9 protein-coding genes are annotated in these 13287 nt (G+C 74.7%); 2 read left to right on the plus strand and 7 right to left on the minus strand.

Features of this window, described 5'->3' with window-relative positions:
* Nucleotides 1-46: 46 nt before the first annotated feature.
* Complete coding sequence (locus Bequi_RS14325) at nucleotides 47-667, minus strand: M48 family metallopeptidase (protein WP_249736146.1); 621 nt, start codon at nucleotides 665-667, stop codon at nucleotides 47-49.
* Between the two features lie 466 nt (nucleotides 668-1133).
* Between Bequi_RS14325 and Bequi_RS01040 the strand changes: the two genes are divergently transcribed.
* On the plus strand, nucleotides 1134-1292 hold the full coding sequence (locus Bequi_RS01040) for a DUF5679 domain-containing protein (protein WP_249736147.1): 159 nt from the start codon (nucleotides 1134-1136) through the stop codon (nucleotides 1290-1292).
* Nucleotides 1293-1418: 126 nt separating this feature from the next.
* Here Bequi_RS01040 and Bequi_RS01045 read toward each other — a convergent pair whose 3' ends face one another.
* From Bequi_RS01045 to nudC, 4 genes are all read right to left on the minus strand, one after another.
* Nucleotides 1419-1709 (minus strand): WhiB family transcriptional regulator, encoded by a 291-nt coding sequence (locus tag Bequi_RS01045; protein WP_249736148.1) that lies wholly within the window; start codon nucleotides 1707-1709, stop codon nucleotides 1419-1421.
* A gap of 98 nt (nucleotides 1710-1807) precedes the next feature.
* Nucleotides 1808-1930, minus strand: a complete 123-nt coding sequence (locus tag Bequi_RS14155) for a hypothetical protein (RefSeq protein WP_283774556.1) — start codon at nucleotides 1928-1930, stop codon at nucleotides 1808-1810.
* 100 nt (nucleotides 1931-2030) lie between these two features.
* On the minus strand, nucleotides 2031-4229 hold the full coding sequence (locus tag Bequi_RS01050; protein ID WP_249736149.1) for an ATP-dependent DNA helicase UvrD2: 2199 nt from the start codon (nucleotides 4227-4229) through the stop codon (nucleotides 2031-2033).
* 64 nt (nucleotides 4230-4293) lie between these two features.
* Nucleotides 4294-5211 carry an NAD(+) diphosphatase gene (gene nudC / locus Bequi_RS01055; protein ID WP_249736150.1) on the minus strand — a complete coding sequence of 306 codons (918 nt, stop codon included), beginning with the start codon at nucleotides 5209-5211 and terminating at the stop codon, nucleotides 4294-4296.
* 96 nt (nucleotides 5212-5307) lie between these two features.
* Here nudC and Bequi_RS01060 point away from each other — a divergent pair, with 96 nt between their 5' ends.
* Nucleotides 5308-6372, plus strand: a complete 1065-nt coding sequence (locus tag Bequi_RS01060; protein WP_249736151.1) for a phosphotransferase — start codon at nucleotides 5308-5310, stop codon at nucleotides 6370-6372.
* A gap of 10 nt (nucleotides 6373-6382) precedes the next feature.
* On the opposite strand, the gene Bequi_RS01065 is transcribed toward Bequi_RS01060, so the two are convergent.
* Together Bequi_RS01065 and Bequi_RS01070 are read right to left on the minus strand one after the other, a co-directional pair.
* Nucleotides 6383-9787 (minus strand): ATP-dependent helicase, encoded by a 3405-nt coding sequence (locus Bequi_RS01065; RefSeq protein WP_249736152.1) that lies wholly within the window; start codon nucleotides 9785-9787, stop codon nucleotides 6383-6385.
* The gene (locus Bequi_RS01070; RefSeq protein WP_249736153.1) at nucleotides 9784-13221 is read right to left on the minus strand and encodes a UrvD/REP family ATP-dependent DNA helicase; all 3438 of its coding nucleotides are present in this window, start codon (nucleotides 13219-13221) and stop codon (nucleotides 9784-9786) included. Before Bequi_RS01070 ends, Bequi_RS01065 begins: the two co-directional genes overlap by 4 nt.
* Between the last annotated feature and the right edge of the window lie 66 nt (nucleotides 13222-13287).

A 13287-nucleotide genomic window follows, 5' to 3' on the forward strand; every position in this document is an offset into this window, starting at 1 on the left:
GCGAGGGGGTCCGACGGGGGCCAGCAGCGGCTCGGGGCTCTGGGCTCTACGCGCCCGTCGCGGCACCATCACCTGCGTCCTGCGCCTCGGACTGCTCGCCGTCGATGTCGCCGCCCTGCCATCCGTGCTGGACGGCGAAGCTGACGCCGTCGAGGAAGCCGCGGGCGCTCTCCGTGCGGGGATAGCGGGCCACGAGCGCCCAGAACTCCGGGCCGTGGCCGTCGATCAGCAGATGCGCGAGCTCGTGCACGAGCACGTACTCGAGCACATGCACGGGCATCGACCGCAGCCTCTGCGAGAGGCGGATCTGGCCGGTCGAGGGCGTGCAGGAGCCCCATCGGTGCTGCTGACGGGCGGACCAGCTCACGGAGACCGGCTGGGCGCGGCCCTCGAGGTGCGCCTGCGAGAGGCGCCGCGCCATGCGCAGCAGCTCGTCATCGCCGGCGCGCGCAGGGGTGCGGGACTCCTCGCTGCTGCGCAGCTGCGCGACCATGCGCACGGCCCAGTCGCGCTCCTGGCGGCGGGTGAACCGCGCGGGCACCGCGAGGACGATGTCGCCCTCGCGGCGCGAGATCGACACCGTGCGCGTGCGCCGCGCGGACCGGCGCACGAGGATGCGCTCGCCGGAGGGGCCGGTGATGCCGTCGAGAAGGTGAAGTTCCGCCACACAGCCAGGGTCTCAGAAAAAATCTTCGGCGAATTCCCTGTCCCCATCTGTGCACGACGAGTGCGCCGGTCATGAGGACGCCGTCCGGATCCCCTCCCCGCTGTCCACAGCGGGACGGGGCCTGGTCCCCACGGCATCCACAGCATTCCGGGGGTTATCCACAGCTCGGGCACCCCCGCCGCTTTGACCCCGGCCCGCTCCCGGCACTACGTTCGAGTCGTGTGGAGCCCCGGGATAACGGGCGCGGTGCGTACGGGGAAGGTGCGCAGTGCGCTGATGGTCCCCGGGGCTCCACGACTCGTCTGAGGGCCTGCCTCGGGGCGCAGGGGCGGCCGCCGTGGGAAAGCCGACTCACCGGAGATTCAGCGCCCGGCCTCACCGGCCTATACAGTGGCCTGACCGGCCCAGATTCGCCGGCCCGTGACGTGCGGCGCATTCGGTTGCTGGGCGATGTGAAGGAGTGAGCATGGCTGACGAGAAGTACAGCGGAGATTTCTACTGCGTGAAGTGCCGTGAGAAGCGCGAGGCGACCGGCGATGTCGTCGTCTCCAACGAGCGTCGCATGGCCAAGGCCGTGTGCCCCGTGTGCGGCACCAAGCTGAACCGGATCCTCGGCAAGGCCTGATCGGATCTTCTGCAGGGGCGGCGCACCTTCGGGTGCGCCGCCCCTGCTGTGCGCGCAGGCCCGTCACGCCCGCACGCAGGCCCGTGCGGCGCGCGAGCCGCGCCGCCTCGTCTGGCGGCACGGCGCTCACGCGGCGGCGGCGTCTTTGCGGGGCCGGCCCCGGCCGCGCTTGACGGCGATCACGCGGCCGTTCTCGAGGATCTCGCCGCCCCACACGCCCCAGGGCTCTGCGCGCCGCAGAGCGCCCTCCAGGCATTCGGCGCGCAGGGGGCACGGACCGCACAGGGACTTGGCGCTCTCGAGCTCGGCGGGGCGCTCGGAGAAGTACAGGGACGCCACCTGCGCGCTCTGGCACGGCAGGACCGGGGTCGGGTCATCGGGGACGCACGCAGGGGTGCGGATCAGGATGTCAGTCATCGTCTCGCTGCTTCAAGATCGTCGTGGAGGAGAGCGGGCGCGCGCGAAGCGCTTCGCCGGGGGCGGAGCCGGGGCCAGAGGAGCGGGACGGATCCCGGTCAGATCTGGGGGGTGGGCTCCTGGGGCTGATAGCCCCGCTCTCGCTGAGTCGAGGGCGCCGCAGGGAGGGCGCCGCGCTGCTGCGCGAACGGGTTCAGACCCGAGCTGATGAGTGTGGACATTCCAGCGGCACCTCCTTCTGACTGCGCGCTCTCCGGCTGACCGGATCACGACCTGAACGATGGACAGGGCAAGCCTACACGGCCCCGCGCACGGGGCAATCTATTTTTTGACCTGCGGCGATGCGCTCTCGGCGGGTGCTGCGGCAGCGAAGCCGGCAAGGATCGCGAGGACTTCCTCGCCGTGGCGCTGCACCTTCAGCGGCCCGATGCCGGGGATCTGCGCCATCTCCTCCGCGGTGCTGGGCGCGCGCTCGGCGAGCGCGCCGAGGGTCGCATCGGTGAAGACGCTGTAGGCGGGCACGCCGAGCTGGGAGCTGCGCTGGCGGCGCCAGAGCCGGAGCGCGTCCAGGACGCTCTCGCCGTGCGAGGGCGCGCACCCCGAGTGCCGGCCCAGGCGCTGCTCCGCGTCCGTGGTGAGCTGCGCGCCGCACGTGCGGCACTCGCTGAAGACGGTCGCGCTGCGGCGGCCGGTGCGGCGGGGCGAGGACGCTGCAGGCCCGGTGCGCGCCCCGCTGCCCCGCTGCTCGAGCACCCCGTCCAGGAAGCGGGAGGGCTTGCGGGATCCGCGCGAGCCGGGAGTGCGGGCGGCGGACCAGGAGATCGTCAGCAGGTCGCGGGCGCGGGTCAGGGCGACGTAGAACAGGCGCCGCTCCTCCTCGACCTCCGCGGGAGTCTGCGCCATGGAGATCGGCAGCAGGCCGTCGCTCGCTCCGATCACGAAGACGCTCGGCCATTCGAGACCCTTGGCGGCGTGGATCGAGGCGAGCGTGACGCCGTCGACCACGGGCGCGCTCTGGGATTCGGCGCGCTCCTCCAGCTCCCGCACGACGTCCACGAGACCTGCGCCGGGCCTCGCGAGGATCGTGCCGGTCAGGTGCACCAGGGCGTTCAGGGAGTCCCAGCGCTCGCGCACCGCGCCGGTGGTCTCGGGCGCCTTCTCGCTCCAGCCCAGTGCGCTCACGACGTCGCGCACCGCGCGCGCGGCATCGCCGTGCTCCACCCGGCTCGCGGCGCGCAGGGCGAGCAGCGCCCGGCGCACCTCCTGGCGCTCGAAGAAGCGATCGCCGCCGCGCACCAGGTAGCCGATGCCGCGGGCGGTGAGGGCCTGCTCCACGGCCTCGGACTGGCTGTTCGTGCGGAACAGGACGGCCATGTCGGCGGCGGTGCGGCCCTCGCGGATCTGCTCCTGGATGCGCTCGGCGACGCCCTCGGCCTCGGCCATGTCGTCGGCATAGGACTCGATGACCGGAGCCGGGCCGGCGGGGCGCTGGGAGACGAGGGTGAGGCGGTGCGCCTTCGTGCGGCCCTGCGCGCCGTCGAGCACGGTGTTGGCCAGGCGCACGATCTGCGGAGTGGACCGGTAGTTGCGCTCGAGGCGGATGGTCGAGGCGCCGCGGAACTCGCGGGGGAAGTCCAGCAGGTAGGAGGCGCGCGCACCGGCGAAGGTGTAGATCGTCTGGGCGGCATCGCCCACGACGCACAGATCGGTGCTCGGTCCGAGCCAGAGCCGCAGCAGGGCGTGCTGGAGCGCGGAGACGTCCTGGTACTCGTCGACGACGAAGTGGCGGTACTGGCCGCGGATCTCCCGGGCGATGTCGGGGCGCTCCGTCAGGAACCCGACCATGTGCAGCAGGACGTCCTCGAAGTCGATGACGCCGCGCTCCTTCTTGACCTCCTCGTACTGCGTGAGGATGCGCGCGATGCTGCGGGAGTCGAATCCCGCCACCCCGGGCCGACGGGCCTGCGCGGCCGCCTCGGGATAGCTCTCGGGGGTGAGCATCGACACCCGCGACCACTCGACCTCGGAGACGATGTCGCGCAGCGCCGCGCGGTCCACGCTCATGTGCAGGCGCTGGCAGGCCTCCGCGACGCCCGCGATCTTGTTGGGCATGATCTCGGGCGCGCCCCCGCCGATCACGCGCGGCCAGAAGTGGCGCAGCTGGCGCAGCGCCGCGGCGTGGAACGTGCGGGCCTGCACGGCCGGCACACCGAGGTCGCGCAGTCGCGAGCGCATCTCGGCGGCGGCCTTCGCGGTGAACGTCACCGCGAGCACGTGGCGCGGGTTCAGCTGGCCGGTCATCACCCCATAGGCGATGCGGTGGGTGATGGTGCGGGTCTTGCCGGTGCCGGCGCCGGCGAGCACGCACAGCGGGCCGCCGAACGTGCGCGCGGCCTCGCGCTGCTCCGGGTCCAGGGCCTCGAGCACGCCCTCGGCGGTGAGGGGCGGGACGGCAGGTGCTCCTGCGGCTGGGGCTGCGTCAGCGGGGTCTGCGGGGAAGGCGCCGGTGTTCTCAGTCATCGCCTCCAGTGTGCCAGCGGCCCCCGACATCCCGGATCCTGCTGTGGATCCCCTCTCGCCGCGCTCACGAAGGCGGCAGCGGCGCCCCGTACCAGTCGGCGATGAGGGCGTGCCCGAGGGAGGCCGGACCGGGCAGCGCGATCGCGCCCTCGACGAGCGCGCGCGAGAGCTCCTCGCGGGTGACCCACTGCGCGGATGCGATCTCCCCGTCGGCCAGGACGATGGGCGTCGCGCTGCTCGCCCAGGCGCGGAACCCCAGCATCAGGGAGCGCGGGAACGGCCAGGGCTGGGAGCCGACGTACTCCACGGACTCCACGTGCAGGGAGACCTCCTCCTCCACCTCCCGCGCGACCGCCGCCTCGATGCTCTCGCCCGGCTCCACGAATCCTGCGAGGACCGAGTGGAAGGTGTGCTGCGCCCGCGCGCTGCGGGCGAGCAGCAGACGGTCGGACTCGTCCCGGACCGCCATGATCACGGCCGGGTCGGTGCGGGGGAACTGCAGCTCCCCGCAGCCGGTGCAGCGCAGCTCCCAGCCGCCGCGCTGCGCGACCAGGGCCTCCCCGCAGGCGGGGCATCGCCGGGTGGAGCGGTGCCAGGCGATCATCGAGATCGCGGTGAGGGCGAGTGCGAGGTGCGCGGGCTCCAGGTGCGCGCCGGCGGTGCGGAGCTCCTGCCAGCCGAGGTCCAGGCCCTGCGGTGCAGCGGTGCCGGCTGCGGGCTCCGCGACCTCGGCCCCGATGCATCGCAGTCCGTCCATCGATCCGAGATGCACGAGCACGGAGTCTCGCGCCGCGGGGGGAAGCTCCCGGGACAGCAGCAGCTCCTGCGCGCCGGCGACGGCGACCGCTCCCCCGCGGGTCAGGACGTAGCGGGCGTCCGGCCCGGGCTCGAGGATCCCGGGCTCCGCGCGCCGCAGGGCGTCGCGGTCCGTCCCGGTGCGCGTGAGCGGGGTGAGCAGGTGCGGTCCTCGCAGGGTCGTCATCGGCCCAGGGTGCCACGCGCACGTTCCCGGCGGCGCGCCGCACCTCTCGCGTGTGTCCGGCGGGGAGGCCCAGCCGTCGGCGGGTACGGTGGAGGCGTGCCTCGCAACTCCTTCCTCCTCGCCGCCTTCGCCGCCGCGTCCGTTCCCGGTCTCGACCCGGTGAAGACCGTCGCGATCCCCACTCCTGCCGACGATGTCGACGTCGCCGGGGTGGTGGGCGAGGACGGCCGCCGCGTGCTCGTCACCTGCCCGCGCAGTACTGCCGCGGGAGTGCGCATGGAGAAGGACCTGGCGATCTCGGCGGCGCTGAGCGCGCACGCCCTGAGCGATCTGGTCCCCTCCGTGCTCGGGTCGGTGAAGCTGCCGGGCGGCGGCCGGGCCGCCGTGACCGACGTGTTCGACGGCGCCCCTCTGGCCTTCGACCGGCTGCTCGAGGACAGCGGCCTCGCCGCCTCGCTCGGCACCGCGATCGCCCGCATCCACGAGGTGCCCCGGCACATCGCCGAGGGCGCCGGCGCGGAGCAGTACTCCCCCGCCGCCCTGCGCGAGCGGCACCGCGCGCAGCTCCTGCGCGCGCAGCGCAGCGAGCCGCTGCCCGCCGCCGTGCTCCAGCGCTGGCAGGCGCAGCTGGCCGACGACGCCCTCTGGGCGCTCGATCCCGTCCTCGTGCACGGCGACCTGTCCGACGAGGCGCTGTTCGCGCGCGACGGCCGGATCACCGGGGTGCGCAGCTGGTCGAGCGCCCGCATCGCGGATCCCGCCGCCGATCTCGCCTGGCTCGCCTCCACGCTCGAGACGGACCGCTTCGACGCGCTGATGGCCGCCTATGCTGCGGAGCGCCGCGCGCCGCTCGATCCCCGCCTGGTGGACCGCGCCCACGTGCTCAGCGAGTTCGCGATCATCGACTGGCTCCTGCACGGCATCGACACGCAGGACGAGGCCGTCATCGACGACGCCCGGGCGATGCTGCACGAGCTCGACGACGCCCTCGCCCAGATCGCGAAGGACGAGGCCGAGGAGGCCTACGCGGAGCTCGCAGCTCCCGCAGGGCCCGGGGAGCCCGGAGAGCCGGCCGTCGGGCATTCCGCCGACGGCGTCGCCGAGGTCGAGGCCGACTCCGGCTCCGACTCCGACCCCGACGAGCGGCCCGCCTCCCGCTGATCCGCGCGGCTCACCCTCCGCGCAGCAGCATCCGCTCGATCTCCGCCCGCGAGGGGTGCTCGAGCACCTCGTGCTCGACGCCCGCGGCGACGTAGAAGAACACGGTGCGGATCCGGTCGAGGTCCAGCCCCGTGCGCTCGTGCCAGGCCAGGCGGTACACCGACAGCTGCAGAGCCCGCGCCCGGCGCTGCGCGCCCGTCGGCACCGCGCCCGTCTTCCAGTCGAGGATCACGACGCCCCCGGGGTTCTCGGGATCGGGGTAGACCGCATCGATCACGCCGCGCACCGCCATCGGCCCGATGCGGGTGGAGACGGGCGTCTCCACGGCGAGCGGCGTGCGCTGCGCCCAGGGCGAGGCTTCGAACGCGGCCCGCATCGCGGCGAGCGCCTCCTGGTCGGGGTCGGCGGCGGCGTCCTGCGGATCCTCGATCGCGGCGAGATCGGCCAGCTCCTCCAGATCCTCGAGATCCAGGAGCGAAGCGCCTTCGAGATGCTGCTCGAGCCAGGAGTGGAAGGTCGTGCCGCGCCGCGCGGACGCCGAGGGCCGGCGCGGCAGCGGCCGCAGCAGCGCGCGCGCCGCCTCCGCCGGATCCTGCGCACGCGCCACGATCTGTGAGGCCGACAGCCTCGCGGGCGAGTGCACGCTGAGCGCTTCCCGCTGCTCCGCGAGATCGGCGAGCACGCGGCGCGTCTGCTCGGCGAGCTCCGCCTCGGGGGACTCCTCCCCGAGCTCTCCGCGCGCGGCGGCTGCGACGAGCGCCTGCGCCTGCGCGCGCCGCTGCTCCGGCAGCCCGGGCTGGGGCGGCCAGAGCGCGGTGCTCTGCGCGGCGTCCAGCGGGTTCTCCGCGGGGATCTCCTCCTGCGCGTGCAGCGCGGGCGGGATCAGCGGCAGCGACTCGACGAGGTAGCGGGACCGGGGCCTGGGTCGCGCCATCCCCGTGCGCCAGGCGGCGGAGCTGAGCAGCAGGGAGCGGCGGGCCCGCGTCACCGCCACGTACATCAGCCGGCGGTCCTCGCGCAGCGACTCCTCGCCCTGCTCGAGGCGGAACTCCTGGATCAGGCCCTCCGCATCGACCTGGGTGTCGGCCTCGGCCCATCTCAGCTGCGGGAGGATGTCGGCGTCCCCGCGCAGCGAGCTGGGCAGGGAGGCGTCGGCGAGCTTTCCGATCCAGCCGTCGTCCGGGACCCGCACGATGCCGTCCTCGTCGGCGCTCGCGCGGCGCAGGTCGTAGGAGGGCAGCGTCCCCTCGTTCAGGCCCGCCACCGCCACCAGATCCCATTCGAGGCCCTTGGCGGAGTGCATGGTGACGATCGTGACCGCCTCCGGGTCCGCTTCGGCGTCCTGGGCGCTCAGGGAGAGCCCCGCCTCCTGGTCCTCGCTAATCTCGAGCAGCGCCAGGAACGGGCCGAGGCCCGGCTGCTGGGCGGAGCGCTCGAAGGCGGCGGCATGCTCGCGGAACGCCTGCAGCGCTGCGAGAGGCTGCGCGGGCTCATCGGCGGGCGCGGCGAGCAGCTCGAGGTCGAGGCCGAGCGCCGATGCGGCCTCGCCGATCAGGTCCTGAAGCGGCAGGGCGAGGCGGCGCCGCAGCAGGCGCAGGATCTGCTGGAGCTGCAGGAGCCGGGTGCGCGCCGTGTCGGACAGCTCGCGGCCCTCGCTGTCGGTCCACCCCGGAGCGGGGAGATCATCGAGCGCGTCGATCAGGGTGAGGGCGTCGGCCTCGTCGACCGGCGCGCCGGAGGCGGAGCGGCGGCGCCGCGAGTCCTGGTGGTCCCGCCAGCGCCCGAGCACGGCGATGTCCCGGGCGCCGAGACGGAAGCGCGGCCCGGCGAGCAGTCGCATGAGCCCGTCTCCGCGCCCCGGGTCGTGCAGGCACTCCAGGAGGGCGCGCACGTCCGCGATCTCGGGGCGGTCCAGCAGCCCTCCGAGGCCCATGACGTGCACTCGCAGTCCGGCTTCCTCGAGCCCCTGAACCAGCGGGGCGATCTGCTTGCGCGCGCGCACCAGCACCGCCGCGCTGGCGGGGGCTGCGGGGTCCTCGCCCCGCTCGGGAGCGGCAGCGCGGCGGTCCAGGATCCACCGGGCGATCGCGCGGGCCTCCGCGCGCTCGTCGGCCGTCTCGATCACGTGGACGAGCCCCTCGCCCGCGCCGGGGCGCTCGTGCAGCTCCGGGATGGTCACCGCCTGGGAGGCGGAGCGCAGCGGGCCGGCGATGCGGTTCGCGATCGCGAGCGGAGCCCGGTCGTTGCGCCAGGATGTCGACAGGGTCGCCTGGCGCACGGGGGCGCCAGGGGTCTCGAAGGCGCGGGCGAAGCCGTCCAGTGAGGCGGCCGAGGCGCCCCTCCAGCCGTAGATCGCCTGCTGGGGATCTCCCACGGCGCATGCCGCATGGCCGGGGCCGAAGAGATCCGCGAGCATCCGGAGCTGAGCGACGGAGGTGTCCTGGAACTCGTCGAGCAGCACGACCGGGTGGAGCTCCCGGGCGAGCCGGCCCGCTTCGGGCACCTCGCGCGCGATGCGCGCGGCCAGTCGCACCTGGTCGGAGAAGTCCAGCGCGGCGCGCTCCATCCGCACCTGGTCGAAGCGCTCGATCAGGGGGATCAGGGCCAGCCGTGCCTCGCACGCGGCGATCACGCGCGCCACGTCCTTGGGGACGGTGCGCCGTCGGCCCTCGGCCTGCAGCGGGATCTGGGAGAGGTGGTCGCGGATCGCGCGCAGCTCCTCGCCGAGCTCCTGAGGGCTGACGAGATGGTCGGCGAGGGAGGACGTGAGGGAGATCAGCGCAGCGGTCAGGGTGGCCGGCGAGGCGTCCGCCTCGAGGGAGTCGTCCGAGGCCTCCACCAGCTCGTGGGCGAGCTGCCACGCCGCCGAGGGGGACATCATCGTGAACTCCGAGTCCAGACCCACGCGCAGGGCGTGCTCGCTGACCAGATCCAGGGCGAACCCGTTGTAGGTCTGCACGCTGACCTGCTGGCCGAGGAGGTCCTCGCCTCCGCGCTCGAGCCCGGGAGGCAGGGGGATCCCTTCCGCGGCGAGCGCGCCCGCGAGAGCGGACAGCCGCGCCCCGATGCGCTCGGTCAGCTCGTGGGCGGCCTTGCGGGTGAACGTCAGCCCCAGCACCTGCCGGGGCTCCACGAGCCCGTTCGCGATCAGCCACACCACGCGCGAGGCCATCGTCTCGGTCTTGCCGCTGCCGGCCCCGGCGACCACCAGCAGCGGGGCCAGCGGCGCCTCGATGACCTCGGCCTGCTCCGCAGTCGGCGAGGGCAGCCCCATCAGCGCGGCGAGCCGGGCGGCGCTCAGGCGCGGGGCACTGGGGCTCGGGGCGCTGGGGCGGGGGGCGCTGGGGCTCGGTGCCCTCCGACCGGGGCCGCTCGGGCGGGGGGCGGGGGCCTGCGCCCCGGAGGGACGGTTCACAGCTGTGCTCCTTCGGGCCACAGCGCGCAGGTGCGGCGCACGGCGCACCTGTCGCAGTGCGGATTGCGGCGGGCGCGCACCTGGGAGCCGCTGACATCCGCGGCGACCTTCTGCGCGATGGTCTCGAACCAGCGGGGATCCTCGGCCGCAGGGAGCGCGGCCTGCGTGCGCACGGCGGGCTTCGCTCCCCCCGTGCCGACGTAGACGAGCTGGGCACCTGCCAGCCGCTCCCCTGCGTCGGGGCCGAGCACCTCCTCGAGGGACCCGGCGGCCACGGCGGTCTGATAGGAGGCGAGCTGCAGATCCTCGGCGGCGGCTGCAGCGGACTTCGGGGCGCGACCGGTCTTCAGATCCACCACCCGCACCTCCTTCTCGCCCTCCAGGCGATCCATGATCCCGCGCAGGTCCACCGGTCCGATGCGGACGGCGAAGGGGACCTCGGTGGCGATGGCGGGCGCGGCGTGCGCGAGGTACTGCTCGAGCAGGCGCACGGCGTCCTCCGCCTGGCGCAGCCGGCGCCTCCCCGACCAGGTCTCCTCCAGTCGCAGGGGCCGCAGGAGGCTCTGCAGCCGGAGCAGGAGATCGGGGACGCCGCCGGGGCCCGCGCCGCCCGGATTCTCCTGCGCGAGGGCGTGGATGGCGGTCCCGATGAGCTGGGGGGCCCCGGCCGACCGCGACCCTCCGGCGCGCTCGAGGAGCCAGGCCTGCGGGCAGTCGTGGGCCCGCTCGAGAGAGGAGGGGCTCAGCCGCACGGGCGTCTCGGCATCGGGGCGCAGCGGCGACTCGGAGCTGGGGAGCTGGTGGTACCAGGTGCGGGGGTCAGCGCCCTCGACGCCCTCGCCGGCCAGTCGCGCCAGCAGGATCGCCGCATCGGTGCGCGCCCGGGGATCCTCGCTCTCCAGGCGGCGGCGCAGGGCGGCGACCAGGCGCCGGGGGTCGGGCGCGGGCCCCGGATCCGCGGTGAGCAGGGCGGGATCGGGCCAGCGCGCATCCGCGTGCGGGCGCAGCAGATCCAGCAGCACCGACGGCGCGAGATCCCCGCCGTCCACGGCCGTGACCAGCACGCGCGAGCGGCCGCGAGCGAGGGCGCTCACGGCGAGCCGGAGCTCGTCGGCGATGACCTGCTCGCGCTGGAGCGCCCGCAGGGGCGCCCCCTCGAGCGGCACCTCCTGCGAGGAGCCCGGGGTGCGCCCCTGGGCCCACAGGAGCGAGAGCTCGGAGGCGCCGAAGAGGGTCGAGCGCAGGCGGGCGTTCGGCCAGGCCCCCTCCTGCACTCGCGCCAGGACCACGGTGTCGCGCTCGAACCCTGCGAGCTGGGCGGGGGTCAGCACGGCGACGTGGCCGCGCGCCTCCGCGCGAGGGGCCAGGGTGTCCTCGGCGACGGCCTGGGAGCGCACCTGGTCGATGAAGACCAGCGCATCCGCCTGGGGGCGGCGGTCCGTGAAGCGGTCCGCCGCGGCGAACAGCGCGCTGACGGCATCCAGTCGGCGCGCCATGAGGCGGGCGCGCGCATCGCCCTCGGTGATCGTGCGCTGCCGGTCGAGGCCCAGGGAGGCCTGCTGCCAGCCCTCGGCGAGCGCGGCCGCCTCCCATGCGGCCCACAGCGCGAGGGCCGCGGCCGGCGCGGGGCCGAGATCCCGGACCGCAGCGACCATGCGCCGCAGGCGATGCACGGGGGTCGCGGTGCGGTTCCCGGTCCCCGGCGCCGGCAGGCCCGGCTCCTCTGGGGAGACGATCGCCGCGGCCAGCAGCTCGGCGCTCGCGCGCGCCGCCTGATCTGCGCCTGCGGAATCGGACTGCGAGTCCGCGCCTGTGGAGTCCGAGCCCGCAGAATCGGAGCCCGCAGAATCGGACTGCGAGCCGGAGCCCGCGGCGGTCCGCTCGTGGTCCAGGAGCATCCGGCGGATGCGGCGCAGCCGCAGGGCGTCGGCATCGCCGAAGGGACCGCGCAGCAGCGCTGCGGCGTCCTCCGGGCTCAGCTGCGGGGTGCGCCCGGAAGCTGCAGCGGCGCCCAGCTCCACTATCCGCAGGAGATCCGCCACGACCGGCTCCTCCCGGAGCGCGGGGAGACGCTGCGGGGTGGTCACCGGCAGGCCCGATCGCGCGAGGAGGTCGGCGACCTGCTCGACGATCCCTCCGGATCGGCACAGCACCGCCATGTCGTCATAGGGGACCTGTTCGCGGTGATGCGTGTCGCGCAGCACGGAGGCGATCAGCCGGGCCTCTTCGAGCGGATCCGCCGCGGTCAGCACGCCGAGCGCCGTGGCGCGAGGCGAGAGCGCCTCTTCCGGCTCTGCCTGCCCTGTCGGCGCAGGCTGCTCTGTCGGCGCCGCCTGCCCTGTGGGTGCGGGCTGGGGACGGCGCAGCTCCAGCGGCTGCCCCGCGATCGGCAGGCGCGCGCGCAGCGCGGCGATGCCCGCGGCGGCCGTTCCCCGCGAGCGCCATGAGGAGGCCAGCACGATCTGCTCCAGGGGCCGGGGCGCGGCCGCGGCTATCCGGGCGGCGGCGTCAGGGAGAGCTCCGCGGAAGGAGTCGACCATCTCATCAGGGCAGCTCGTCACCAGGAGCTGCGCTCCCGCACGGGCCAGTGCGCGCACCAGGGCGATGCCGGCGGCGGTGAGATCCTGCGCGTCGTCCACCAGGACTCGCCGCGGCAGCAGCGCGGGCGGGAGGCCGCCGAGCAGGTCGGCGGCGCGGCGCACGAGTGCGCCCGAGTCCAGCCGGGGACCGGCGTCGAGCGCGGAGGCGGACTGGAGGTCGAGCACGTCGAGGTAGTCCTCGAGGAGGGCTGCCGCGTCGAACCAGGCCGCCCGTCCCCGCTGCGCCGCGAGAGCGCGCAGATCGCGCGGGAGGAGACCGAGCTCCTCCGCGCGGGTGATCACATCGCGCAGCTCCGCACGGAAGCCGGGGAGCGTGCGCGCGGCCGGCTCGACCTCCACGGCCCAGTCCGGCCGCTGGGCGATCAGATCGGCCAGCAGCGCATCCTGCTCCGCACCCGTCACGAGGGTGGGCTCGCCGGTTCCTCGCTCCCGGCTCTCGGCCCTGACCACGGAGAAGGCATAGGCGGCCGGAGTGGCCACCCGCACGCTCGCAGCAGCTCCCGCGAGGGCGACCGCGTCGCGCAGGGCATCCGCCGGGGCGCGCCGCGCCACCAGCACCAGCGTCTCCTCGGTCCCGAGCGGCGCCGGACCCGCCCCCGCCGCGCGGGCGGCGGCGAGGGCTGCTGTGAGCACGAGGCTCGTGCGGCCGCTCCCCGGCGCGCCGGGGAGAAGGAGGTCGCGGCCCTGCTCGACGACGCGCAGCGCGCGGGACTGCGCGGGATCCGGATCGCTCAGCAGCCCTGGCAGGCGCCTCACATCCGGCGGCAGCACCTGCAGGGGCCGGGGTGCGGAGAAACCCCTGATCTGGGGCTCTGTCCCTGCGCTCTGATCCATACCCCCAGTGGACCACAGGGGGCGGACAAACCGGTCCCCGGAGCCTGTATGCTCACGGTCCGGCCA

Source organism: Brachybacterium equifaecis (assembly GCF_023509525.1).
Taxonomy (GTDB): domain Bacteria; phylum Actinomycetota; class Actinomycetes; order Actinomycetales; family Dermabacteraceae; genus Brachybacterium; species Brachybacterium equifaecis.

Bases quoted from the DNA above. Each gene is read 5' to 3' on its own strand.
- Bequi_RS01040 (WP_249736147.1), top strand. From the start codon at position 1,134: ATGGCTGACGAGAAGTACAGCGGAGATTTCTACTGCGTGAAGTGCCGT.
- Bequi_RS01045 (WP_249736148.1), bottom strand. From the start codon at position 1,709: ATGACTGACATCCTGATCCGCACCCCTGCGTGCGTCCCCGATGACCCG.
- Bequi_RS14155 (WP_283774556.1), bottom strand. From the start codon at position 1,930: ATGTCCACACTCATCAGCTCGGGTCTGAACCCGTTCGCGCAGCAGCGC.
- Bequi_RS01050 (WP_249736149.1), bottom strand. From the start codon at position 4,229: ATGACTGAGAACACCGGCGCCTTCCCCGCAGACCCCGCTGACGCAGCC.
- nudC (WP_249736150.1), bottom strand. From the start codon at position 5,211: ATGACGACCCTGCGAGGACCGCACCTGCTCACCCCGCTCACGCGCACC.
- Bequi_RS01070 (WP_249736153.1), bottom strand. From the start codon at position 13,221: ATGGATCAGAGCGCAGGGACAGAGCCCCAGATCAGGGGTTTCTCCGCA.